Annotated in this window: 21 protein-coding genes; 9 read left to right on the forward strand and 12 right to left on the reverse strand. The window is 32.6% G+C overall.

The window, feature by feature from the left end; genetic code table 11:
* Positions 1 to 9: 9 nt before the first annotated feature.
* Positions 10 to 615 (forward strand): SCO family protein, encoded by a 606-nt coding sequence (locus tag AC3IPI_RS22310; RefSeq protein ID WP_489155837.1) that lies wholly within the window; start codon positions 10 to 12, stop codon positions 613 to 615.
* A gap of 334 nt (positions 616 to 949) precedes the next feature.
* On the opposite strand, the gene AC3IPI_RS22315 is transcribed toward AC3IPI_RS22310, so the two are convergent.
* The 5 genes from AC3IPI_RS22315 to AC3IPI_RS22335 form a co-directional block, all read right to left on the reverse strand.
* Positions 950 to 2,182, reverse strand: a complete 1,233-nt coding sequence (locus AC3IPI_RS22315) for a hypothetical protein (RefSeq protein ID WP_489155839.1) — start codon at positions 2,180 to 2,182, stop codon at positions 950 to 952.
* A 119-nt stretch (positions 2,183 to 2,301) separates the two neighbouring features.
* Positions 2,302 to 3,024 carry an iron-sulfur cluster repair di-iron protein gene (gene ric / locus AC3IPI_RS22320; RefSeq protein WP_409417059.1) on the reverse strand — a complete coding sequence of 241 codons (723 nt, stop codon included), beginning with the start codon at positions 3,022 to 3,024 and terminating at the stop codon, positions 2,302 to 2,304.
* A gap of 18 nt (positions 3,025 to 3,042) precedes the next feature.
* Positions 3,043 to 5,280: a nitric-oxide reductase large subunit gene (locus AC3IPI_RS22325; RefSeq protein ID WP_489155841.1), complete on the reverse strand. Its 2,238-nt coding sequence runs from the start codon at positions 5,278 to 5,280 to the stop codon at positions 3,043 to 3,045.
* 92 nt (positions 5,281 to 5,372) lie between these two features.
* Complete coding sequence (gene azu / locus AC3IPI_RS22330; RefSeq protein ID WP_039112606.1) at positions 5,373 to 5,894, reverse strand: azurin; 522 nt, start codon at positions 5,892 to 5,894, stop codon at positions 5,373 to 5,375.
* Between the two features lie 25 nt (positions 5,895 to 5,919).
* On the reverse strand, positions 5,920 to 6,369 hold the full coding sequence (locus tag AC3IPI_RS22335) for an RrF2 family transcriptional regulator (RefSeq protein ID WP_039112605.1): 450 nt from the start codon (positions 6,367 to 6,369) through the stop codon (positions 5,920 to 5,922).
* Positions 6,370 to 6,575: 206 nt separating this feature from the next.
* Between AC3IPI_RS22335 and AC3IPI_RS22340 the strand changes: the two genes are divergently transcribed.
* Both AC3IPI_RS22340 and AC3IPI_RS22345 read left to right on the forward strand, forming a co-directional pair.
* Positions 6,576 to 7,379: an NYN domain-containing protein gene (locus AC3IPI_RS22340; RefSeq protein ID WP_039112604.1), complete on the forward strand. Its 804-nt coding sequence runs from the start codon at positions 6,576 to 6,578 to the stop codon at positions 7,377 to 7,379.
* 49 nt (positions 7,380 to 7,428) lie between these two features.
* Entirely contained in the window at positions 7,429 to 8,946 is a 1,518-nt protein-coding gene (locus AC3IPI_RS22345) for an FMN-binding glutamate synthase family protein (RefSeq protein ID WP_489155844.1), read from the forward strand.
* A gap of 218 nt (positions 8,947 to 9,164) precedes the next feature.
* Here the strand turns inward: AC3IPI_RS22345 and AC3IPI_RS22350 are convergent, their stop codons facing one another.
* Entirely contained in the window at positions 9,165 to 10,610 is a 1,446-nt protein-coding gene (locus AC3IPI_RS22350) for an IS1182 family transposase (protein ID WP_489153512.1), read from the reverse strand.
* Positions 10,611 to 10,768: 158 nt separating this feature from the next.
* Positions 10,769 to 11,182, reverse strand: a complete 414-nt coding sequence (locus tag AC3IPI_RS22355; RefSeq protein ID WP_489155846.1) for a hypothetical protein — start codon at positions 11,180 to 11,182, stop codon at positions 10,769 to 10,771.
* Between the two features lie 310 nt (positions 11,183 to 11,492).
* Between AC3IPI_RS22355 and AC3IPI_RS22360 the strand changes: the two genes are divergently transcribed.
* The 4 genes from AC3IPI_RS22360 (at position 11,493) to AC3IPI_RS22375 (ending at position 16,474) form a co-directional block, all read left to right on the forward strand.
* Positions 11,493 to 12,071 (forward strand): non-canonical purine NTP diphosphatase, encoded by a 579-nt coding sequence (locus AC3IPI_RS22360; RefSeq protein WP_489159250.1) that lies wholly within the window; start codon positions 11,493 to 11,495, stop codon positions 12,069 to 12,071.
* 204 nt (positions 12,072 to 12,275) lie between these two features.
* Positions 12,276 to 14,174 (forward strand): DEAD/DEAH box helicase, encoded by a 1,899-nt coding sequence (locus AC3IPI_RS22365; protein WP_039112599.1) that lies wholly within the window; start codon positions 12,276 to 12,278, stop codon positions 14,172 to 14,174.
* Between the two features lie 88 nt (positions 14,175 to 14,262).
* Positions 14,263 to 15,030: a carboxypeptidase-like regulatory domain-containing protein gene (locus AC3IPI_RS22370; RefSeq protein ID WP_039112597.1), complete on the forward strand. Its 768-nt coding sequence runs from the start codon at positions 14,263 to 14,265 to the stop codon at positions 15,028 to 15,030.
* 133 nt (positions 15,031 to 15,163) lie between these two features.
* The gene (locus AC3IPI_RS22375; protein WP_489155849.1) at positions 15,164 to 16,474 is read left to right on the forward strand and encodes a TIGR00341 family protein; all 1,311 of its coding nucleotides are present in this window, start codon (positions 15,164 to 15,166) and stop codon (positions 16,472 to 16,474) included.
* Positions 16,475 to 16,779: 305 nt separating this feature from the next.
* On the opposite strand, the gene AC3IPI_RS22380 is transcribed toward AC3IPI_RS22375, so the two are convergent.
* Complete coding sequence (locus tag AC3IPI_RS22380; protein ID WP_489155851.1) at positions 16,780 to 18,240, reverse strand: aminoacyl-histidine dipeptidase; 1,461 nt, start codon at positions 18,238 to 18,240, stop codon at positions 16,780 to 16,782.
* A gap of 111 nt (positions 18,241 to 18,351) precedes the next feature.
* Between AC3IPI_RS22380 and AC3IPI_RS22385 the strand changes: the two genes are divergently transcribed.
* Positions 18,352 to 19,413 carry a DUF3810 domain-containing protein gene (locus AC3IPI_RS22385; protein ID WP_489155853.1) on the forward strand — a complete coding sequence of 354 codons (1,062 nt, stop codon included), beginning with the start codon at positions 18,352 to 18,354 and terminating at the stop codon, positions 19,411 to 19,413.
* Here AC3IPI_RS22385 and AC3IPI_RS22390 read toward each other — a convergent pair.
* From AC3IPI_RS22390 to AC3IPI_RS22405, 4 genes are all read right to left on the reverse strand, one after another.
* Positions 19,408 to 19,998 carry an NAD(P)H-dependent oxidoreductase gene (locus AC3IPI_RS22390; protein ID WP_489155855.1) on the reverse strand — a complete coding sequence of 197 codons (591 nt, stop codon included), beginning with the start codon at positions 19,996 to 19,998 and terminating at the stop codon, positions 19,408 to 19,410. The genes AC3IPI_RS22385 and AC3IPI_RS22390 overlap by 6 nt on opposite strands.
* Positions 19,999 to 20,008: 10 nt before the next feature.
* The gene (locus AC3IPI_RS22395; RefSeq protein ID WP_489155857.1) at positions 20,009 to 21,565 is read right to left on the reverse strand and encodes an FAD-dependent monooxygenase; all 1,557 of its coding nucleotides are present in this window, start codon (positions 21,563 to 21,565) and stop codon (positions 20,009 to 20,011) included.
* 12 nt (positions 21,566 to 21,577) lie between these two features.
* Positions 21,578 to 22,792: a 3-oxoacyl-[acyl-carrier-protein] synthase III C-terminal domain-containing protein gene (locus AC3IPI_RS22400; RefSeq protein ID WP_489155859.1), complete on the reverse strand. Its 1,215-nt coding sequence runs from the start codon at positions 22,790 to 22,792 to the stop codon at positions 21,578 to 21,580.
* 121 nt (positions 22,793 to 22,913) lie between these two features.
* Positions 22,914 to 23,477: a Crp/Fnr family transcriptional regulator gene (locus AC3IPI_RS22405; RefSeq protein WP_039112591.1), complete on the reverse strand. Its 564-nt coding sequence runs from the start codon at positions 23,475 to 23,477 to the stop codon at positions 22,914 to 22,916.
* 482 nt (positions 23,478 to 23,959) lie between these two features.
* On the opposite strand from AC3IPI_RS22405, the gene AC3IPI_RS22410 reads away from it, so the two are divergent.
* Positions 23,960 to 24,454, forward strand: coding sequence for an RNA polymerase sigma factor (locus AC3IPI_RS22410; RefSeq protein ID WP_489155861.1), 495 nt, complete (start codon positions 23,960 to 23,962; stop codon positions 24,452 to 24,454).
* Position 24,455 lies beyond the last annotated feature (1 nt).

Genomic DNA, 24,455 nt, shown 5'->3' on the forward strand with positions numbered 1-24,455 from the left:
CATTTAAAAATGAAAAAAACAATAATGGCAATTTTCATTCTTCTTTTTACTTTGCAAAGTTGCAAAGAATCTAAAAAAGAAGACGGTTCATTAGCCACAGAAGACAAACCAATTAGTGATTTATCCATTTATAATTTGCCCTCACAATGGACAACCCAAGATGGAAAAGATATCGAACTAAAAAGTCTAAAAGGAAATCTTCTGGTTATGGTAATGATTTATACAACTTGTAAAGCTGCTTGCCCAAGATTAGTTGCCGATATGAGAAATATAGAATCTCGATTAAATAAAGAAACAAAGAAAAACGTAAAACTTATTCTCGTAAGTATTGATCCCGAAACTGATACTCCCGAAAAACTAAAAGCATTTGCTATTGCTAATAAAATGGAAAATGACCCGTGGATTTTCTTACGTTCTACAGAAGATAATACTCGAGAATTTGCAGCTGTTCTAGCTGTTAATTATAAAAAAATATCTCCCATAGATTTTTCACACTCCAATATTATAAGTGTTTTTAACCCTGATGGAGAATTAATTTACCAACAAGAAGGCTTAGGAGTAAACAATGATAAAACAGTAGACAGAATAAATCTGGAAGCAGAAAAAATTAAATAGGTTAATTAATTCGTAAAGAACAAGGGAAGATTTTGATTAATCGACTCTTGTTTTTTGTTTTATAATATGTTGAGGAATTAACCGCAAGGAGCTCAAAGGTTACGCAAGGAACGCAAAGTTAATCTGTAGCAAAAAAGAACGCGGATTAGCGCTGATTTATAAAAGTAAAGACGCGATCCCGAAGCGTCGGGACAGATTTTAAAACAATAAAAAGAAAATCCGTCCCGACGCTTCGGGATCGCGTTTTCGCCTTAGCGAATCCGTTTAATCCGCGTTCCTTTATTGACAAAGTGTTAGAATCCTTTTAATCATAATAATCTGTGGCGAAAAAATATTACAATCTAACATTTTTTGTCTTAATGATTGAAGCTGTAATTAAACTTAACCCTACAACAATAAGAACGCTTGTGCTGAAAATTTCTTCGTAATAACCCCAAAGTGATCCTTTACCAAAATAAAGAAATCCCCCTTGAATAAATAGCAATATTTCTGTTGCTATATATCCCAAAATAAAATACTTTATTCCTGCACGAAGTAAATAAGATTGATGCGAAAGCAGCTTATTCTGAATTAATACTCCAAGCAAAAATCCTGTGATTATACCTAAAGTTGTTAAATGAATAAAACCAACTATAAAACTTCGAATTTGATGTGAAATTTCGGCTAGATTAGGTATTAAAACCAATAATTGGATGCCTATTTTCAAGAATAAAGAACACAACGCCAAACCATATACTATTTTAGTCGTTGAATCTAAATTAGCTTTAAACGAGTTTATTTGAGGCTTTAGCATTTTATAAAAATGGACAAAAGCAACCAATTGCAAAACAACTCCAATAGTATTAATCCAACTTAATAAATTGTTCTCGACATACCAACTTACAGGAAATGCTATGGTTAAAAATGTAGCTATGATGAGTAGAGTGAAGAATATTTTGAACGACTTTTTTTCTATTTTATCTTCAAATTGCTTTAAAAACAAAGCCAAAACCGCAAACAAAAACCATCCATTAAACTGAAAATGCAGGAAAAACTGAATTGCAATTTGATAAAAAGCACTTTGTTTCCCCAACATACTTACTGCTGACCCTAAACACCAAACTCCGAAAGTCGAGAAAACCATAAATAAAATCGCTGCCAATAAAAGTTTATGATCGCTTCTTTTATCCTTAAAACCATCTCTCCAAACCAGCCAACAAAAAACATAACTGAGTACAATATGCATTGTAGAAAATATAATCGAAAACAAGGCATATCCCTGAATCGGGAAAGTTACCATCATACCAATAACAGCAAATTCGGTAACCCAGAATAACTGATTATAAATTGGTTTCTGACTTTTTTCTTTTGGGATAAAAAAACGAACAATTAAAACATAAATCATCAAATAAGCCCAACCTAACATCGCTACATGTGAATGTGCATGAAGTAAGAAACTATAATTTATATTTAAAGGAAATAGATAGACATAACGCATTAACAACCCCATAAGCGAAGCTATTAAAAAATTAAAGAAGCAACATACAACCCAACTTTTTTGCGAACTCATTTTAGTTAATAATTTCATCTTTATTTAAATTAAAAGTAGTTCAAAATAATCCTAATCTCCTATTTATAGAAATAAAAATGCACCGATGTTAATTAATTTATCGGTGCATTCTTTTATTAATTATACATTCTTATTTTTTAAGAAAACTCTTTTTCCATAATCATTGCTTTAGGAAATAAGATATTATTTTCCAGATGAATATGTGTATGCAAATTCTCTTCAAATTCTTTTAGCATAGCATACGTTACTTTGTAAGTAGTACATCCGTCGCTTGGCGCCTGATAATCATTAGTTAGGCTGGCAATTTCGCGAAAGCGTTCTCCTTCGGCATCATGCTCATGCATCATCATTGCAATTGGATTAGATACAGTTCCAAAAGGAGGTTGTGCTAAAGCTTCGTCTGTTTCTTTTGCTTTAACCATCTTTTTTATAAAAGGGAATAACATCAATTCTTCTTTTTTCATGTGTTGAGCTAATTCGCCTGCACATTCGGTAAACAATTGGTTTATCTTAAACAATTCTGGATGATTCCCTCCATGAACACTGCAAAGTTTATTTAGAAATTGCATTATAATGATAGATTTATCCTCTACATAACGGTGGTGTGTTTTCTCGATATAATCAGCCAATAAATCCAATGGCCATGAGTTAAAATCTATTGCATTAGTATCTTCGGCTGATAAAGCTTCTTTAATCTTTTTAAGCAAAACTTTAGAGTCAATTTCTTGCTTTGCACAAACTTCGTCGATGGTTCTGTTTCCTTTGCAACAAAAATCGATTTTATATTTTGAAAATACTGCTGCAGTTCTAAAATCTTCTGCTACAAATGTTCCTATTGTTTTATTTTGTAAATTTTCCATGATATTATTTTTATTTTATTATTTTCTTCTGTTTTTTAATGTCAAATCAAAGACAAACCAAGCCGTAGTTATAATTCCTATTCCGAAGATAGAATCCCCTATGGCACGCATCCATTTTAAAGTAATCATTGTAGGTTGTTGCATTAACTCTGATGAACGTGCATACCACATTCCGTGATCAATACTTTCGATAGCTTGCCAAATTCCTATTGGCAACAAACTCAATACAGCCATTAAAAACAACCCTATATTTAATGACCAAAACGTAATTTTAAGTAGTTTCTCGTTCCAGGTAATATTTCTGTATAAACTTCTTAAAACAAAAAGCATTAAACCAATTCCTAACATTCCGTAAACACCAAACAATGCTGTGTGTGCGTGAAGAGGTGTTGTATTTAAACCTTGTACATAATACAATGCAATTGGCGGATTGATAATGAATCCGAAAACTCCAGCTCCAAGGAAATTCCAAAACGCAACGGCTATCATAAAGTAAATAGGCCATTTGTAATCAATAATCCATTGTGTAGATTTTGATAATTTATAATTTTGGTATGCTTCAAAACCTATTAATGTAAGCGGTACAACTTCTAATGCACTAAATGAAGCTCCTAATGCCATAATAGCTGTTGGTGTTCCAGAAAAGTACAAGTGATGGAAAGTTCCAAGAATACCTCCCGACATAAAAATAATAGTTGCAAATAATACATTTAAAGTAGCTGTTTTAGTTTTTAATAATCCCAAACGAACAAATAAAAATGCGATAACAACTGTTGCAAATACTTCAAAGAATCCTTCTACCCATAGGTGTACAACCCACCATCTCCAATATTCGGCAATGGCTAAATTTGTTTGTCTTCCCCACATTAATCCTGCTCCATAAAACATGGCAATTGCTGTACAAGAAATCAAGAACAAAATGATTAGATTTTTTTCTTCTGTCTTTTTCTTTAAAATAGGAATTAGCGGACGTATCATTAATGCCAACCATAGGAATAATCCAACTAGAAGGAATATTTGCCAGAAACGTCCCAGATCTACATATTCGTAACCTTGATGTCCAAACCAAAAGTTTTGTACCAAATCTAGTTTTTGCATTACCCCAAACCATTGTCCTACCATTGAACCCAAAACAATGATTAATAAAGCAATAAACAAGAAGTTCACTCCAAAACACTGAAATTTAGGGTCTTTACCCGAAACTGCCGGAGCTATATATAATCCTGTAGCTAACCAAGCTGTTGCTATCCAAAAAATAGCCAATTGGGTATGCCAAGTTCGTGTAACTGCGTATGGTAAAATCTGATCTATAGGAATGCCATATAAAGCATTTCCTTCTACACCATAATGAGCTGTAATTATCCCTAAAGCCATTTGTAAAATCATCAATAAACTTACTACCCAGAAATATTTTTTGATCAAATGCATCGATGGAGTCATTCCCTGATTAAGTATTGGATCTTTACTAGGAAGCGGAAACTCCTCTTCTTCACCCGATTTTGCATGATAAAATACTAGGATTCCGATACTAAAAATCAGTAAAATAATACTGACACCCGACCAGGCAAGCAATTCTTTTGTGGCATTATTACCAACCAATTCGTCTGATGGCCAGTTGTGTGTGTATGAAATATCCGAATCGGGACGTTGGGTTACAGTTGCCCAAGTTGCCCAAAAGAAAAATGCATTCATTTTATGCATTCTTGCTTCGTCTTTTATTGAGTTTTTAGGAATTGCATATTCTTCTCTTAATTTATCAAACTTAGGATCATTGGTAAAAAGTCCTTGATAATATTCACTAAGATATTGAATTGCTGCTACTCTATTTTCTGAAATTGTAAGTGTTTGTGAATTTTTATCATAACGATTTGTTCTCACATCTTTTTGTAAGCGTATCTTTAATGCTGCTTGTTTTTCCTTATCTAAGTCATTAAATTCTTTACCATAATCTTCTTTCGAATATTTGTTCAGAATAAACATGGCTTCTCTATGCAACCAATCGGCAGTCCAATCTGGTGCTACATAAGCACCGTGTCCCCAAATAGATCCTACCTCTTGTCCTCCTATACTTTGCCAAACATTTTGCCCGTCTTTAATCTCATCTTCAGAAAAAATAAGTTTTCCGCTATCTGAAACTATTTGTTTAGGGATTGGTGGCGCTTGTTGGTAAATTTCATAGCCATAATACCCCAAAACAGCAAACGATATGCTCATTACCAAAGCAAATGCTATCCATAATTTTTTTTCTCTTTTCATTTTTTTAAATTTCATCAATAAAAGACTTTTTTATCCTTTATTAGTTTAATAAAAAACTCTAACCCCCTAATTTATGGATTAGAGTTCTTTAATTATTCAACAATTAAAACACCTTTCATCATGGCAACGTGCCCTGGGAAAGTACATAAAAAATTGTATGTTCCTTTTTTATCTACAGTAAACTCAATAGTATCCTCTTCTCCTCCACCAATTAATTTAGTATGAGCGATAATCGAAGCTTTTTCAGAAGCAGGAATATAATCAGTGTCTTTAGCAGCAGCAGCTTTACCCGCAAAAGCAGCTTCATCTGTACCTTCTTGCAAAATAACTACGTTATGTCCCATCGCAGCTTTAGGAATCTTACCTACGTGTTTTAATGTTAGCGTGATAGGTTTTCCTGCTACAGCTTTTAACTCTTTGGTATTAAATTGCATTTGATCATTTCCTTCAATAACCAAAACATTACTAACTGCTGCCGTTTGCCCTTCAGAATCCTCTGTTGGCTCACTTACCTCTGTTGGCGTATCAGTTGGTGCAGTTTCTTTTTTACCACATGAAGTTATTGCTAAACATCCCATTAGCATTACAATCGAAATTTTGACTTTTTTATTCATTTTTGAGTATTTAAATTATATAATATTAATTGTTTTTGTTTAATGCTTTAAGAAAAGAATCTCCTGATTTTACACCTAATGCGAGTTCTTCCAGGGTTGTATTTGTAAGCATATCTAAAAGTAATTCACGTATTTGCTTAAATTGATTATGTACCGGGCAAGGATGCACTTCTGAACATTCTTTTAAGCCAATACCACATCCTTTATATATGTTGTCTCCATCAATAGCATCAACAATCTGAATTAATTTAATAGATTTTACTTTATCAGTAGAAACCTCAAAACCACCTCCTACACCTTTTGCCGAATCTATAATTCCGTTTTTGGTAAGAATCTGCATTATTTTGGCAGTAAAAGGTTCTGGAGAATCAATTTCTTTCGCCACATCTTTTATCCCAACCCTAATTCCTTGTGATGATTTTGTAGCAATAAATATCGAGGCGCGAATACCATACTCACAGGCTTTTGAAAACATAGACTAGTTGATTTAATTTTATACAAATGTATTTAAAAACATATTAAAAGACAAATTTATCTTTAATAGATTTCTAAAATAAAAATCTTACCTTATTTATAACCAGAATAATTTAATTATTCAGAAACACATATTATAAAGCAAGATCCTATAAAAACTAATTTTAGTTTTATCTTTGGTAGATTATAATTTTGTAAAACCAAAAAATGTCTTTAAACAGCACCAAAGAATTGAAACTTGCTGTACTTATCGATGCCGATAATGTACCGTATAGCAATGTAAAAGGGATGATGGAGGAAATTACTAAATTTGGTACTCCAACAACTAAACGTATATATGCCGACTGGACTAAACCTAATGCAAACGGTTGGAAAAGCGTATTACTAGAACATGCCATTACCCCTATCCAACAATATAGTTACACCGTAGGTAAAAACTCTTCCGATTCGGCATTAATTATCGATGCCATGGATTTATTGTATTCGGGTAAACTAGACGGTTTTTGTATCGTTTCTAGCGATAGTGATTTTACCAGATTGGCTATTAGATTGCGTGAATCTGGTATGAAAGTAATCGGTATTGGCGAAAAGAAAACACCAAGTGCATTTATTGTAGCCTGCGATCGTTTTATATATATTGAAGTATTAGATGGCGCTATCAAAAAGAAAGAGCCAAAACCTACTACTTCTGACTCTAAAAAACCTGTTGAAAAACCAACTGGAAAGCAACCTGAGAAACAAACCGAAAAGCCACTAAACAAAATCGACCTTCAAACTATTGAACTTATCGAAGATACAATTGATGCAATTGGTGATGATGATGGATGGGCGTTCTTAGGAGATATAGGTAATCTTTTGGTTAAGAAGAAACCTGAATTTGACCCAAGAAATTATGGTTTTTCAAAATTAACTCCAATGCTAAAATCCTTAACAGATATTCTTGAAATCGACGAAAGAGATTCGGATAAAAAAGGAATCAAACATAATTACGTTCGCTTGAGATACAGCTAACATATTTTACAATTTACATTTATACTTTTCAAATTAAAAATTAAAAAACATGAGAAAAAAATTCTTTATCTACGGATTCTTATTGTTTCTAGTTGTTGCAGCAATTTATCATTATTCTGAGTCAGGACGTGGTTTCTTACTCCTTATTATTATTCCTATATTATTAGTTGTTGGTGTTTATAATACAATTCAAACAAAACATGCTATTTTAAGAAACTTTCCTGTTTTAGGTTATTTCAGGTATTTATTTGAAATGATTGCACCTGAAATTCAGCAATACTTCATCGAAAGATCTACAGACGGTAAACCTTTCTCAAGAAATCAACGTTCATTAGTTTATCAAAGAGCCAAAAATATAGATTCTAGTTCTCCTTTTGGAACACAACTAAATCTTAATCACGATAGTTACGAAGGAATCAAACATTCAATTTTTCCTGCCAAAGTAAATGACGAATTACCTCGTGTACTTGTAGGTGGTAAAGATTGTAAGCAGCCTTACTTAGCTTCTTTACTAAATATATCGGCAATGAGTTTTGGTTCGCTAAGCGAAAATGCTGTTCGTGCCTTAAATATAGGTGCACAAAAAGGAAAATTCTATCAAAATACTGGTGAAGGTGGACTTACAGAATTTCATCTTGCTGGTGGTGGCGATATAACTTGGCAAATAGGTACTGGATATTTTGGTTGTCGTGATGCAAATGGAAACTTTGATGGAGAAAAGTTTAAAGAAAAAGCATTACTTCCAAATGTAAAAATGATAGAAATTAAACTATCACAAGGAGCAAAACCAGGACATGGTGGTGTACTTCCTGCATCTAAAAACACAGAACAAATAGCCAAAATAAGAGGTGTACAACCACATACTACAATTTTATCTCCTCCTAGCCACAGCGCATTCTCTGATGCTAAAGGATTAGTTCATTTTGTGGCTCGCTTACGCGAATTATCTAACGGTAAACCTATTGGTTTTAAACTTTGTATCGGTAGCACTAAAGAATTTGAAGACATTTGTCATGAAATGATTTCCGAAGATTGTTTTCCTGATTTCATAACTATCGATGGTGCCGAAGGTGGTACAGGTGCAGCTCCGCTAGAATTTGCAGATGGTGTGGGTATGCCATTTGAGCCTGCTTTAATTTTTGTAAATAAAACATTGATTTCTCTAAATATTAGAGATAAAATGAGAGTAATTGGTAGCGGAAAAATTATCTCTGGATACTCTATCCTTCATGCTGTAGCACTTGGTGCGGATATGTGTAATAGTGCCAGAGGTTTTATGTTCTCATTAGGTTGCATCCAGGCTTTACGTTGTCATAATAATGAATGCCCAACGGGAGTTGCAACACAAAATAAAATGCTGATGAAAGGTTTAGTAGTTACAGATAAATCCGACCGTGTATTTCATTTCCATAAAAACACCTTGCATTCGGCAAATGAATTATTGGCTGCTGCAGGAAAAACACGTTTTGCTGATGTCGACATTAATATCTTTATGCGTGGTGATGAATTTACCAATTTATCCGAACTATATTTCCCAGATAATCTAACAAGCGTTACCAAACGCTAAATAAAAAAAGCCTCTTTGTATAAAACGAGGGCACTGAAAAACATCCCTTATTTTGATTGGGATTGTTTTTAGACAATGAAAAAACGCTTATAACAGGATTTAAAAATATCCGTTGTAAGCGTTTTTCGTTTTATATCTGTTTTTTATTTGCAGCTATATGAATCGATTTTTGATTTATAGGGGGCATTTTGTGTAGGCATACTTATTTTATAAATTTCTTACATTAATTTCAGTATTCTTTTTAAGTTGACTGTAAAAATAGCCATTGCTCCTTGCATTTGCATATTGGCAATGCCGTACGATATTGCTCTATCATAGCCATGTACGTTTTTTAACTCACTATTTTTAGCCTCTATTTTGTATCGATGTTTTGCTTTTTCTTTGAAATAATCCGTTTCTTGAAAGGCGATTTGTTCTTGGTGTAAGTCTGATTTTATCCTTACACAGTAGGTTTTTGTTTTTGCCCCTTTATAACACCCCTGTTTTAAAGAACAAGATTTGCATTTTTCGACATCGAAATAGTAGGTATATGTTTGATTTTTTCCAACATTTTTTTTGCCCTGTCTAGCTTTTCGTATAGCCATATGTCCTGCAGGACAAACCATTCTATCGGCATCTTTATTATATTGAAATTTATCTTCCTCTTTTCTTGTCCCATTTGCTACTGAAACATTTAACTTAGCTACAACTCTAATATTTTTCCCATTTGCTCGCTTGAGATTTTCTGTTCCTGAATAAGCTCCATCACCAATAATGGTATTTACATCAATTCCGTTTTGCTGACTAATCTCTAAGAGTTTTGGTAACTCTGGACCATCTGCTTTCTCTCCTGAGGTAACTACAGCCGCTGTGATGATTCGCTCTTCGGTCATCGCTAAATGAGTCTTGTATCCAAAGAAAGAGCTATCTGCGGATTTATGACCTGTTTTAGCATCTATATCTTTTGATAAGATAAAATTTTCCTGAGTATCTTCTATAGTTTCTTTAAGCAGATTTAGCTTTTCTTTTACAGCAGGTATAGAACTCAAAGATTCTTCTTTTTCTATGCGCTGCTCCAGTTCTTTACAATAGGCTAATTCTTTTTCCAATTCATTGGTATTGTTCTTCTCGGGCATATGCTCTTTGAATTGGTCATCAAATAAATATACTGTTCTTCGTAGAAGTTTAGAGCGCTCTCTTAATACATCAATTGCTGCAAATGGATTTGATCTTGATAAAGTGTGTGTAGCATCAACTATAATAGACCTGGATCTGATGATTCCCTTTTCGACGGCTATAGATACTGTTTTACCAATGAGTAGATTTAATAAGTCCGTATCCTTCAGGCGAAGTTTACGAAATTTCGTTAAAGAACTTGGATTAATAACACTCTCCTCTGGTGTCATTTCTAAGAAATACTTAAAAGACATATCAAAACGTGAACGTTCTACTACATCAACATCCGAGACATCATAAATTGTTTTTAGAAGTAAATACTTAAACATACGCACTGGGCTTTCTGCTGTACGACCATTAGTGATGCAATATTTATTTAGCAACTCATCGTAGATGAATGAGAAGTCTATGAGTTCGTTGATTTTTCTAAGGAGATTATCCTGAGGAACAATTAAATCATATAATGAGGAATAGGGACTAAACTGAATTTGTTGCTGTTGAATTAACATCTAAAAAGCCTTATGATTACACTCAAAAGATACAAAAAAAGGAGCAGAAACTTTTAGCTTCTACTCCTTTTAATTAACAATTTATTCGTGAAAAGGACTTTTTCAGTGCCCTCGTATAAAACAAAGAGGCTTTTAAGTTTTTAGGATATTTTACAAGCTTACTTTTCTTTTAACAGCTCTTTTAATTCTTCCTTATTAATTATTACTTTAGACAAAACTGTATTATCCTTAGCTAAAAAATACACATGAAAAGATACTCCTTCTTCGATTAACGCTTTAGGGAGTTGTTCTTTTTTAATCATTTCAGCCAACAAATCAGGAAATGCCTTGCTATATTTTTGTTTATTTGATTCGTTTTGCTCTAAATCGGTTTCTATTCTTATTTCAATTTTATTATCTTCTAAATATCCTCTGGCAGTAGTACCAATAATATTTTCGCCTTTAAAACTTGGTGCTATACTAGTATTGTAAGTAATAACGTATTCCTGAAGTTTTTGTTTGGTGTTTTTACAACTTACTAATGACAATATAATAACGATAGCAAATGAGATTTGGATAATTTTCTTAATCATATTTTTTTCTTTTGAGTTGAATCAATAAATCATTAATTCAAACATAATCTAATTATATTTCATACGCAATACCTATCATTGGACTGAACAGGATCACTCATACACCTTTGTCAAAGTTTTGAACCAAGGCTGTAAGGAACTTTGACAAAGGTCTGCAACGAACATATTCTACTTTCCGCTGGATTGCCATATAAAATATAACATACAGTGTCCCCAAACTCCGGAAGCTTCATAAAAACTACAAAGTCGAAATTCCATCAAAACTTTGTAACTTTGTATGAACATCTTTTTAATTACACACCTATATATAATGGATCTCGTTTTTGCTTCGAACAATAAAAATAAAATTCTGGAAATACAAAGTATACTCGACGGTAGTATAAAAATATTAAGCTTAGAAGACATTGGTTGTCACGAAGACATTCCAGAAACTGCTGATACTATTGAAGGTAACGCTATTCTTAAAGCCGATTACGTTACCCAAAAGTATGGCTACGATTGTTTTGCCGATGATACTGGTCTTGAGATTAGTGCACTAAATGGAGAACCTGGAGTATATTCAGCCAGATATGCAGGAGAACAACGCAACTCTGATGATAATATGAATAAAGTTTTAAACGGGCTTAATAATGTTTCTAACCGAAAAGCTCATTTTAAAACTGTAATTGCATTAAATTTAAACGGAAAGCAACACCTATTTACAGGTATTGCTGATGGAAGTATTACTCAGGATAAAAAAGGAGATCAAGGCTTTGGCTATGACCCGATTTTTCAACCTGAAGGCTATGAAGAAACTTTTGCTGAATTACCTTTAACTGTTAAAAATAAAATTAGTCATCGCGGAAAAGCAACCCAACAACTTATTGATTTTCTGAACCTCGTTCAATAATTGTTTAGAATGCAACATTTTACATCCCAAATTTTAAATTTCTAGACGTTTTTTTGCTGCAATTTCATAAAAAACGATGATAAAATACTTAATCAAAAACATAACCGTTTGATAATCAAATCATAATAAATATACAATTCTTAAAATAGCATTAGTTTATCTGAATAATTAACAGTAATTTTGCACCCTATTTTAAAAATACATATGAATAAATTTGAACAATTAGGATTGAGTGAATCGTTACTGAAGGCGATTTTAGATCTAGGATTTGAAAATCCGACTGAAGTACAGGAGAAAGCGATTCCCCTATTATTGGAAAAAGACACAGATATGGTTGCGTTGGCTCAGACAGGGACAGGGAAAACGGCAGCTTTTGGTTTTCCGCTAATTCAAAAAATTGATGCCAACAACAGAAATACACAAGCATTAATTTTATCTCCAACCCGCGAGCTTTGTTTGCAGATTACTAACGAAATTAAAAACTACTCTAAATACGAAAAAGGTATTAATGTAGTAGCAGTTTACGGTGGTGCAAGTATAACAGAACAAGCTAGAGACATAAAAAGAGGAGCACAAATTATTGTGGCTACTCCAGGTAGAATGCAAGATATGATTAACAGAGGATTGGTAAACATTTCTCAAATCAACTATTGTGTTCTTGATGAGGCTGACGAAATGTTGAACATGGGATTCTACGAAGATATCGTAAACATCTTATCAACATCTCCAGACGAAAAAAGCACATGGTTGTTCTCTGCAACTATGCCACAAGAAGTTGCTAGAATTGCAAAACAATTCATGCACGAGCCATTAGAAATTACTGTTGGAGCTAAAAACTCAGGTTCTTCAACTGTATCTCACGAATTTTACTTAGTAAATGCACGTGATCGTTACGAGGCTTTGAAACGTTTAGCTGATGCTAATCCAGACATTTTCTCTGTAGTTTTCTGTCGTACTAAAAGAGACACTCAGGCTGTTGCCGAAAAATTAATCGAAGATGGATACAGCGCTGCTGCATTGCACGGAGATTTATCTCAGGCGCAACGTGATGGCGTAATGAAATCTTTCCGTGGAAGACAAATTCAGATGCTTGTAGCTACTGACGTTGCTGCACGTGGTATTGATGTTGATAGTATTACTCACGTTGTAAACTACCAATTACCTGACGAAATCGAAACTTACAATCACCGTTCTGGACGTACTGGTAGAGCTGGAAAATTAGGAACTTCTATCGTAATTGTTACTAAAAGTGAATTACGTAAGATCTCTTCTATCGAAAGAATTATCAAACAAAAGTTTGAAGAAAAAACTATTCCTTCTGGAATCGAAATTTGCGAAATCCAATTATTGCACTTAGCAAACAAGATTAAAGATACTGAGGTTGATCACGAAATTGACAACTATCTTCCTGCTATTAACAATGTTTTAGAAGGATTATCTAAAGAAGAATTAATCAAGAAAATGGTTTCTGTTGAATTTAACCGTTTTATTGCTTATTACAAAAAGAACAGAGATATCTCTAATCAATCATCTGGTTCTGAAAGACGTGATGATAGAGATGGTGCTGCAAGACCTAATAACAATGGTGGTGCAACAAGATATTTCGTAAACATTGGATCAAGAGATAATTTTGATTGGATGTCATTAAAAGATTACTTGAAAGAAACATTAGACTTAGGTCGTGATGACGTTTTCAAGGTAGATGTAAAAGAAGGTTTCTCTTTCTTTAACACAGATCCTGAGCACACTGACAAAGTTATGGAAGTATTAAACAACGTACAATTAGAAGGACGTCGTATTAATGTTGAAATTTCTAAAAATGACGGTGGTGGAAGACGTGACCATAACGGAAGAAGTTCTGGTGGTGGTTTTGGAGGCGGAAGAAGTTCTGCTCCAAGAAGAGAAGGTTCTGGTGGCGGATTTAGAAGCGACAGAAATTCTGCTCCAAGAGAAGGTGGTTTTAGAAGCGACAGAAACTCAGCTCCAAGAGAAGGTGGTTTCAGAAGCTCGGCTCCAAGAAGCGAAGGTGGTTCTGATAGAGCTCCAAGACGTTCTGAAAGCTTTGGTGATTCATCAAGACCAAGAAGACCAAGAAGAGATTAATACTCTTTGTTAATTTTCTTATAATTATACTTGAAGACTACAAAATATTTAATCCTGATTTACTACTTTTAAAGTTTTAAATCAGTTTATGAAATATTTTGTAGTTTTCTTATTTTTAGTACTTTCCACGACCGCGTTTTCTCAAGACATTGAGCATTCTCAACGAGTATCTGGTTACATTGTTAACGACAACACAAAACTTCCTCTATCTAGCGTAAACATCATTAACCTTAATAAGGTAAGAGGTGCTACATCTGATGCTAAAGGATATTTTGAAATTGATGTACAGCCAAATGATACCTTACACTTCTCTATTTTAGGATTCCAGTCCTTAAGGATTCGTGTTACGAATGACTGGATAAAAAACAAAGTCACAAAAATTCAGCTTACTGAAAAAGCAATTGCCCTTGAAGAGGTAATTATACGCCCTTTTAACCTAACTGGTTATCTGGAAGTTGACTCTAAACTGATTCCTGCAAAAGAAAATTATCGATATAGTATTTCAGGTTTAACCCAAGGATATGAAGCTGGAGAATATTCGCCAAATGCCTTTGGTAAAGTATTAGGATCCATCTTTAATCCGACAGATGTACTTTATAATTTTTTCGGAAAAAACCCCAAGGAGCTCAAGAAACTCAAGGAAATGAAAAAAGACGATACAGTGCGTAACTTATTAGAATCTAAATTTGACAGAGAAACCGTAGCTGTACTTCTTGGAGTAAGCAAAGATGAAATTCCTGAGATTTTAAAACGTTGCAACTACTCTGATTCTTTTATACAATCGGCAAATGACTTACAAATAATGGATGCCATAAGCGGTTGCTACGAGCAATATAAAATACTTAAACGTAATTAAAATTACTTTAAATAATAAAAAGCAAATCCTCTCTACCAAAAGTAGTTGAGGATTTTTTTTGCGTCAGCATTATGCATCATAGCTATTTCAAGATAAAATCCGTACTTTAACTGTAAATAAAACCTCTATTACAATGAAACGAAGAATAAACAAAGTCTTGGATTTTATAGACCTTCACAAAGGAGAAGAAGACAAAAAGAAGGTAATCGAAAATATTACTGGTGCCATTTCTTTTAGAGGTTCCAATTTATGGATATTAGCATGTGCGATACTTATTGCATCTGTTGGTCTGAACGTAAATTCTACTGCTGTAATTATAGGTGCCATGCTAATATCGCCTTTAATGGGGCCGATTGTTGGAGCTGGTTTTGGTTTAGGCATGTACGACTTCGAATTGGTCAAAAAATCCATTAAGAACCTTCTTATCGCTACATTTGTAAGCTTAGCTATATCGACTATCTATTTTTATGTAAGTCCCTTTAAAGAAGCTCAATCTGAGCTTTTAGCACGAACATCACCAAACATATATGATATCCTAATTGCCTTTTTTGGGGGATTAGTTGGTGTAATTGCAGTAACCAGAGTCGAAAAAGGAAATCCTATTCCTGGTGTAGCTATTGCCACAGCATTAATGCCTCCTTTATGTACTGCTGGATATGGCTTGGCATTAGGAAACATTAGCTATTTTTTTGGTGCTATGTACTTATACACTATAAACTGTGTGTTTATTTGTATTGCCACTTTTGTGATTGTAAAATTTCTAGAATATCCTGTTGCAGAACAACTGGATTTAAAACGCGAAAGACAAGTAAAATACGGAATTTCAATTCTTATAATGCTTATGATTTTGCCTAGTATTTATTTTGCTTATCAGCTTTTTGTTGAAAAAAGTTACACTCAAAGAACCGAAACTTTCATACAAAAGGAATTCACCGACCATGATTACCCAATAATATATGAGAAAATAGAATATAATTCGAAACCTAAGAAAATAAAACTTGCCTTTTTATCTAAAAAATTCAATCATCAGGAAATTGTTGATTTGAATAAAAAATTGGTCGAATACAACCTACTTAATACGCAACTGATAATTCAGCAAGATACTTTTAATCTAAGTAATGATGTTCTTAAAAGGATAAACTCTAGTAAGGATTTAGTAGATAAAAAAGATATTCTCATTAATAGTTTACGAGAACAACTATCCGAATACCAATTTAATAATGAGCAAATTACAAACGAATCAAAAGCATTATTCCCTTATATATCGGCATTAGCCATTGGAAATTACTCTTATAAAGATGGACAAACTACTAAAATAATTCCAATAGTTTTATACCAAAGCAAGAAAGAATTAGATCATGAAATGGATAAGAAATTAAAATCCTGGCTCAAAATTCGACTAGCAAAAGATTCGATAGAAGTGTATAAACAGGTATCTAAATAAGAAATAGTACCTGAAATTATTTTAACAAAAAAGGTTTTACTCTTTACAAGTATAAACATCTGAAAAATAGTCACTATATTTACTTATATATAAAAAGAAATTAACTAAACTTAAATATCATGGCAAAGAGTCAAGACGCTAAAAAAACAGCAAAAAAAGAACCTCTTAAAACTGCAAAAGAAAAAAAAGAGGAAAAGAGAGAAAAGAAAAATAGTCCTAAAAGAGACTAATTTTTAGGAATCAGTCGCAGTTTTTAGTATACAGTTTTTTTAACTGAAAACCGAAAACTGCGACTGTGAACTTTATTACTTAACAGGAATATTTGATAGAATTTCTAATACAAATTTCCAATATTTTTGAGCAGATGAAATACTTGCTCTTTCGTCTGGCGAATGTGCTCCATGAATTGTTGGACCGAAAGAAATCATATCCATATCTGGATAATTTGTTCCTAGAATCCCACACTCTAAACCAGCGTGACAAGCTACAACTTTTGGTTTCTCATTATTCTGTTTCTCGTAAATTCCAACTAAAACATCTAATATCTCAGAGTTTACATTTGGAGTCCAACCAGGATAACTTCCTGAAAGCTCTACTTCGCACCCTACTAGTTCAAAAGCAGAACGCAATGAATTTGCTAAATCAAATTTAGAAGTTTCAACAGAAGAACGTGTTAAACATCCTATAGAAATCTCCCCGTCTTTTACAATTACACGAGCAATATTATTAGATGTTTCTACTAAATCGTCCATATCAGCACTCATTCTGTAAACTCCATTGTGAGCTGCATAAATAGCACGAATAATTCCTTCCTGAACACCTAAATCCATAACTTTTTTAGGTAAATCGCATTTTACGATTTCTATTGTAAGGTTTGGTTCAGTTGTTTTATATTCAGTTTTAATATCGTTGATGATTTCTTGCATATCAAAAATGTAAGCTTCATCAAACATTTCTGAAATAATCACTTTTGCAACACTTTCTCTCGGAATTGCATTACGTAAGCTTCCTCCATTGATTTCAACAACTTGTAATCCGAAGTTTTCGAAAGCATCAAATAATAAACGGTTCATTATTTTATTTGCATTCCCTAAACCTTTATTGATATCCATTCCTGAATGACCACCATTTAAACCTTTTACAGTAATAATATGCCCAACAGAACCTTCTGGAACTTCTTCTTCGCTATAGGTTCTTGTAGCTGTTACATCAATTCCTCCTGCACAACCAATATCAATTTCGTCATCTTCTTCAGTATCTAAATTTAATAAAATCTGACCTTGAAGAATTCCTCCTTTTAAATTTAATGCACCAGTCATTCCTGTTTCTTCATCGATTGTAAACAATGCTTCGATTGCAGGATGCGGAATGTCTTTACTTTCTAAAATTGCCATTATTGTTGCAACTCCAAGTCCATTATCTGCACCAAGTGTAGTTCCTCGAGCACGAACCAAATCCCCATCAACATACATATCAATTCCTTGTGTATCAAAATCAAAAACCGTATCGGCATTTTTTTGATGTACCATATCCAAGTGTCCTTGTAAAACAATTGCTTTACGGTTTTCCATTCCTGGAGTGGCTGGTTTACGGATAATTACATTGCGAATTTCATCCTCAAAAGTTTCTAATCCTAAACTAGTACCGAAGTTTTTCATGAACTCAATAACACGCTCTTCTTTTTTAGACGGACGAGGTACAGCATTCAAATCGGCAAACTTATTCCAAAGTGCTTTTGGTTCTAAATTTCTTATTTCTTGACTCATTTATGTTTTGTTTGAAGTTTAACATTTTCCAACTTCAAAGTTACAAAGTTTAAATTCTTTTTCGATACTAATTGATATTGTATTTATATTTACGTATCCAAAATTTACACTGTGAAACGAAAATATATCCTTCCTCTTTTTTTACTCCTACAAATCATCATCTTAAAGATTATTCCATTCTTTCCAGAGTTCATCGAAAAAAATTATAGTAACGGATTGTATTTAAAAATTGCTTCCTTTTCTAGAATTACACTTGGCGGAATTCCTTTTTCGATAGGAGATTGTATTTATTTTATCTTGATTGTATTGTTTTTAAGATGGCTTTGGATAAAACGAAAATCATGGAAATTATTATGGAAAGATAATCTCCTGACTGTTTTAAGTTATCTGTCGGTATTTTATTTTTTATTTCATTTTCTATGGGCGTTTAATTATTACCGAGAGCCTTTATTTGAAAAAATGGGAATTCAAAAGGATTATACTGATGCCGATTTATTGACTTTTACCAAAAAACTAATTACGAAAACCAACACCATTCAATTACAAATAACCAAGAATGATAGCCTTAAAGTTGTGTTTCCTTATTCGCAAGAACAGGTTTTTAACATGAACTTAAACGGATATAATAATCTTGCTGCCGAACATCCTTATTTTACCTATTCGCATTTAAGCGTCAAGAAATCATTATTTAGTTTACCGCTCACTTATATGGGTTTTGGTGGTTATTTAAACCCATTTACTAATGAGGCTCAAGTAAATAGTCTTGGTCCCATGTATAGTTTTCCAATGACTACAAATCACGAAATGGCGCACCAGATGGGATATGCCAGCGAAAATGAATGTAATTTTATAGGCTTTCTGGCATCGATAAAAAATGACAATATCTATATTCAATATTCGGGTTATAGCTTGGCGTTGCGTTATTGCTTAGGGATTATTCAAGCAAAAGATGAAAAATTATCTAAACAGTTAGTAAAAACCGTTCATCCCGGAATTATAAAAAACTATAAAGAAAGTCAGGATTTCTGGAAACAATATGAGACTTTTATCGAAACTGGTTTCCATATTTTCTATGATAATTTCTTAAAAATAAATCAGCAAAAAGACGGCATGGAAAGCTACAGCAAGTTTGTTGATTTAATGGTTAATTACTATAAAGGAAAAGAACTATAACTTGGAGAACTTTTTTTCTAACTCATCCAACCAATTTTCACGTTTGCTTTGGCTCACCATTTTTACTCTATTATAACTGATCCATTTTCTATTTTTATAGCCTAATTTCCAAAATATGCCTCTCATAAATGCTTTTTGAATTGCATTGCCAAAAATCCAACGATAAATATATCTTGGCGTATTCATTGTTGTAATTACTGTAACCCCTTTTATATTATTTAATAAAGGCTTCATTCTTGTATTCTTGTCATTTGCATAATCATAAGCCAGCCCAGGAAAAATTACTTTATCGATAAAACCTTTCATTAAAGCTGGCATCAATTCCCACCAGATAGGGAATATAAAAATGAGATAATCCGCTTTTTCCAGTCGTTGCTGATAAGCTATAACTTGCCTGTCGCTAGGTTTTTTATCTCTAAACGATTTTAAATCTTCGGCTGTCATTACTGGATTAAATTGCTCATTATCCAGATGAATTAAATCCATAGAATGTTGTGCAGTTTTAAGGCCTTCTTGTACCGCATCGAGTAAAGCATTACAATAACTTCCTTTAAATGGGTGATTAAAGATGATTAAATAATTCATAGCTTTTTATTTAATTTGAACTAATTTTATTAATATAAGAATCAATGTTTCTGATAATCTCATCATAATCCTTAACTTTTCCGATATCGAAAATGAATTTATCAGGTCTGATTACAACAAAATCTACTTTATTTTTAATCATCCATTTATTAAAAAAAACAGATTTAATCTCGATCGAGGAATCCGAAAAATCTTCTACGAGCGAAATGTATTTTAAAAAACCTGAAGGGTTAAAAGGGATTATTTTACAATCTGAACGAAATAGCACAACCCAATGAAAACCACATAATTCATCAAAATATACTTTTCTTTGATTTTTTAAAATAACAAGGGGTTGAGGGATTCGTTTGCCTACCAAAGGATGCTTTAATTTTGAAAAATTTTTGACCTCTAAACCATAAAGATATTTTTCTATAAGTGCATCAATAGGTTTGCTGGGCAAAACATTCAGCAATCGTAAGAATCCATTCCTAAAAGATGCCAAAATAGGATTAGAATACTGAATAAATCCACCTAAAACAGAAGCCACTTTTATTATTTTTTCTACCTGTGGTGCTCTTTCCTTATAATAAGAATCTAATAATTCATTTGTTGCTACATTAAAATTAGTACAAGCGCTAACAATCTTCCAAGATAAATTTTTAGCATCTTTTATACCAGAACACATACCTTGTCCTAAAAAAGGCGGCATTTGATGTGCTGCATCTCCTGCAAGAAAAACAGTGTCTGAACGCCATTCCTTAGCTACTAAAGTATGGAATACATATTTTTTCTTTCTAATAATTTCAAAATCATGAATAGGAAAATGAGATGCCAATCTTGGAATCATCGTATCTGCCAGCATTTCATCTGAAAATTTAGCATGTTTTTTAGAAATCATAAATTCCCACCTAAAATGATCTTTAACCCCATTTACATAGGTCATAGGTTGGTTTGGATCACAATATTGTTTATGATCTTCGGAGAAAATCTTTTTTCCTATATAATTTGTATCAACAACAAACCATTCTTTTTTAAATCCAAAATCATGAACAGCTATATTCATCTTTTTTCGAATGGCACTTCTACCTCCGTCGCAGGCAATAAGAAATTTACCTTTTACATTTATAGATTCCTTTCTATTATTGGTTAATACCAAAGAAACTGTATCTACTTTTTTATCTAAATCACTCCAAGTTGTTTCTTTTAAAAATTCGACATTTGGATACTGCAAAAACCCGTTTCGCAAATGTTTCTCGATTTCAGGCTGCAAAATCCAACTACAATCAGGAATGTCTTCGGAAATACTTGAATTGGGTTGAAACTGAAAAAGTAGCTTATCTTTTTTTGAAACTAATGAATAATTTACAAAAGGCTTTATCGCATCTTTTTTCATTCCTTCATAAAGTCCTAATTCCTGAAAAATTCTAATTACGTCTTCATCAATGTGTACAGCTCTAGGATATTCGATAATATCCGCTCCCCTATCAAAGAGTAAAACCTTTAAATTTTGCTTGCCAAAATAATTAGCAAATGTGGCTCCTGTGGGGCCACATCCTGCTATTATTACATCATATACTTCTTCCATATGATATTTAAATTATAATTTTTCGACTAACAAAGCTGTTGCTGTAAGTCCTGGCCCAAATGCCATTGCTACAATTTTTGTCCCTTGTTTTATTGTTGGATCATTTATAATTTCATTAAAAATATGAGGTACTGTTGCTGATGACATATTACCTTGGCGACGTAATATTTCGTAAGACCAGCGGGCTTGTTCTTTAAAAACTCCTATTTCGTCAACTACATAATCAATTATTTTAGGACCACCGGGATGAATTGCAAAATGCATATTGTATTTTTCTTCTTCAAGATTTATACCTGCTTTTTCACAAAGTACTGACAAAAATGATTTGATATTTTTACGAATAAAAACAGGAACTCGCTTAGAGAGTGTCATTATAAAATTAAACTCTCCTAAATCCCATGACATATCTTCTAAAGAATCGGGTATAATAACTTCATGCGAAGCCAAAACACGCAATCCTTTTTTCTCCTCTATACTATCATCACTCATGAAAGCCTCTTCTTCGAGTAAAGAATATCCAATAAATCCATCTGCAAAAAGAGAGCAAATCATAGTATTAGAGATAGAAAATTCAGTTAAATTAAGATGGGCAGACAATAGTTCTGTATGAATAACATCAACCCTTCCGTTACCAGGACTAGCGCTGATTAAACTGCTTGCGGTACGAATCGCCGGAAAAGCTCCATAACATCCCATTTGATAAGAATGTGTTACTTGGGCTGTTTCCCATTCTCTTTTTATAACGGCTTCTTGAGCTACACTAGGTGAGGCATAACCAGAACATGTAACATGCACGAGATTTTCTGGAGCAGTTACTGTTTTAGAATAAAATTCGTCAAAAACATAACTCATTTTTTCTTTAAACCATTGCATACGGTTCCCTATTTTAGGGATACACAAATCGCCAGACTCGTTCGTAAGACTATTAGGGTATTGATAATCTAAATACGAAACATCATCCATTTCGTTTTCAATAAACTGGGCTACTTCTTCAAAAATTAAAATCTGCCTTTGACTAATGTTTTCGGGAGAAATAGAATACTTATCAACTTGATCGGAGACAAACTCAAAGCTGGTTGATACCTCGTCTTCTCCAGCAAGCGATAAAACAGATTGGTTTTGAAAATGATGGTAAAGAAATTTAGTGTATTCATTAAGTTTCCTTTGGTCAATTAATTTCCCGACAAGGATAGGTTGGAAATTAAATAGAATAATTTTTTTGTTCATTTTTTTTGGGGGGTTAGTTTTAAACAAATTTCAGTCAAATTTGTTTTTTAAAAATTAACAATTGTTAATTAAAAATGTACAAAAAACCCACCCTTAAAATATCTCAATTACATTGGAAACCTTATTTTTTACTTTTCCTCGCTCGAATCCGGCTTAAAGATACCGTAGTAATTCCTAAATAGGAAGCGATATATTGCAAAGGGACACGTTGCAATATATGTGATTTGTTTTTTAACAAATTTTGATATCGTTCTTCGGGTTTCTCTTTTATATAAGATAAAAAATGATGTATATAATTAATAAATCTATCCGAAGTAAAATCAAAAAATAATTCTTTTAACGAAGGGTTTTCATCCATGATAATTTTCCAATGTTCCTTTCTAATTACCAAAACTGTCGTATTTTCTATAGTATCTAAGCTAAAAAAACTGGGAGTATCTTTTAAAAAACTCTCAAAGGAAGCAACAAAATCATTTTCAAAGAAAAACTGTATCGTTATTTCATTACCGTTATTGTTATTAGAAAGTCGCATACTTCCTTTTACTACAAAGTATAGCGTATTAGAAACATCTCCTTCTTTTAAAACGGTTCGCTTAGATGGCAAATTTATTTCTGACCAAAATTCTTTGTAATTAGCAATAATATCACCCAGCTCAGGATGAGTATTAGATATTCTAGTTAGCATTTATTATAAAATTAAGATTCAAATTACGTTGCTTACTAATACAGCATATTTTATGTTTATATTCAGATAATCAAATGTACTTGACAGTCAAAAAGAAACTATTAGTTGTTTCGCTAAATATTTTTCAAAGTTTTTAATTTACACCAATATAATGATGCTTTTATATTTGATACAGACTGAGTGTTCATTTTAGATTATTGAATTACTAAGTTTCTGAAACGCGAAATTATAACTATTCTTACAATTTATAAAGATATACGAAGACATAAATTGTTAATTTTGCCTTACATTCTTTTTCTTTTGTTAAAATAAAAATAAGAACCTTGAATTTATAAGCTAGTAATAATCTTATTATGGAAATATTCTTCTCATGATATAAACTGTGCAGCAATAATTCTATTATGAAGTATTAATATCAAAAAAATATAAAATAAAAAGATGTACTTTGTAACAAAATCAGTGTTCCTAACACTAATATATTTATGAGCGATAATTTAGAACATTCATTTGTTGTGCAATTGCAGGCAAACCAGAATATAATCCACAAGATTTGTAGATTATATACTGCCAACCAAGATGCTCACAAAGATTTGTTTCAGGAAATTACGATTCAGCTATGGAAAGCATATCCAAAATTTAGGGGCGACAGCAAATTCTCTACCTGGACCTATCGTGTCGCGTTAAATACCGCTATTACTTTATATCGAAAAACGAAACGCTCGATAGCAACTGTAGAGTTTGAAAATCACCAACATTTTATAAAAGAAGTTGATTACAACTGTGAGGAAGAAGAACAAATTAAGTTAATGTACAAAGCCGTTTACCAACTAAACGATATCGAAAAGGCATTGGTTTTTATGTATCTTGAAGATAAAGATTATCAGGAAATTGCCGAAACGTTGGGTATTAGTGAAGTGAATGCACGAGTGAAAATGAATAGAATTAAAGGGAAACTTAAAAAAATATTAAATCCTTAAA

The sequence above is a fragment of the Flavobacterium sp. GL_143 genome, assembly GCF_057834355.1.

Bases quoted from the DNA above. Each gene is read 5' to 3' on its own strand.
- AC3IPI_RS22310 (WP_489155837.1), top strand. From the start codon at position 10: ATGAAAAAAACAATAATGGCAATTTTCATTCTTCTTTTTACTTTGCAA.
- AC3IPI_RS22315 (WP_489155839.1), bottom strand. From the start codon at position 2,182: ATGAAATTATTAACTAAAATGAGTTCGCAAAAAAGTTGGGTTGTATGT.
- ric (WP_409417059.1), bottom strand. From the start codon at position 3,024: ATGGAAAATTTACAAAATAAAACAATAGGAACATTTGTAGCAGAAGAT.
- AC3IPI_RS22325 (WP_489155841.1), bottom strand. From the start codon at position 5,280: ATGAAAAGAGAAAAAAAATTATGGATAGCATTTGCTTTGGTAATGAGC.
- azu (WP_039112606.1), bottom strand. From the start codon at position 5,894: ATGAATAAAAAAGTCAAAATTTCGATTGTAATGCTAATGGGATGTTTA.
- AC3IPI_RS22335 (WP_039112605.1), bottom strand. From the start codon at position 6,369: ATGTTTTCAAAAGCCTGTGAGTATGGTATTCGCGCCTCGATATTTATT.
- AC3IPI_RS22340 (WP_039112604.1), top strand. From the start codon at position 6,576: ATGTCTTTAAACAGCACCAAAGAATTGAAACTTGCTGTACTTATCGAT.
- AC3IPI_RS22345 (WP_489155844.1), top strand. From the start codon at position 7,429: ATGAGAAAAAAATTCTTTATCTACGGATTCTTATTGTTTCTAGTTGTT.
- AC3IPI_RS22350 (WP_489153512.1), bottom strand. From the start codon at position 10,610: ATGTTAATTCAACAGCAACAAATTCAGTTTAGTCCCTATTCCTCATTA.
- AC3IPI_RS22355 (WP_489155846.1), bottom strand. From the start codon at position 11,182: ATGATTAAGAAAATTATCCAAATCTCATTTGCTATCGTTATTATATTG.
- AC3IPI_RS22360 (WP_489159250.1), top strand. From the start codon at position 11,493: ATGGATCTCGTTTTTGCTTCGAACAATAAAAATAAAATTCTGGAAATA.
- AC3IPI_RS22365 (WP_039112599.1), top strand. From the start codon at position 12,276: ATGAATAAATTTGAACAATTAGGATTGAGTGAATCGTTACTGAAGGCG.
- AC3IPI_RS22370 (WP_039112597.1), top strand. From the start codon at position 14,263: ATGAAATATTTTGTAGTTTTCTTATTTTTAGTACTTTCCACGACCGCG.
- AC3IPI_RS22375 (WP_489155849.1), top strand. From the start codon at position 15,164: ATGAAACGAAGAATAAACAAAGTCTTGGATTTTATAGACCTTCACAAA.
- AC3IPI_RS22380 (WP_489155851.1), bottom strand. From the start codon at position 18,240: ATGAGTCAAGAAATAAGAAATTTAGAACCAAAAGCACTTTGGAATAAG.
- AC3IPI_RS22390 (WP_489155855.1), bottom strand. From the start codon at position 19,998: ATGAATTATTTAATCATCTTTAATCACCCATTTAAAGGAAGTTATTGT.
- AC3IPI_RS22395 (WP_489155857.1), bottom strand. From the start codon at position 21,565: ATGGAAGAAGTATATGATGTAATAATAGCAGGATGTGGCCCCACAGGA.
- AC3IPI_RS22400 (WP_489155859.1), bottom strand. From the start codon at position 22,792: ATGAACAAAAAAATTATTCTATTTAATTTCCAACCTATCCTTGTCGGG.
- AC3IPI_RS22405 (WP_039112591.1), bottom strand. From the start codon at position 23,477: ATGCTAACTAGAATATCTAATACTCATCCTGAGCTGGGTGATATTATT.
- AC3IPI_RS22410 (WP_489155861.1), top strand. From the start codon at position 23,960: ATGAGCGATAATTTAGAACATTCATTTGTTGTGCAATTGCAGGCAAAC.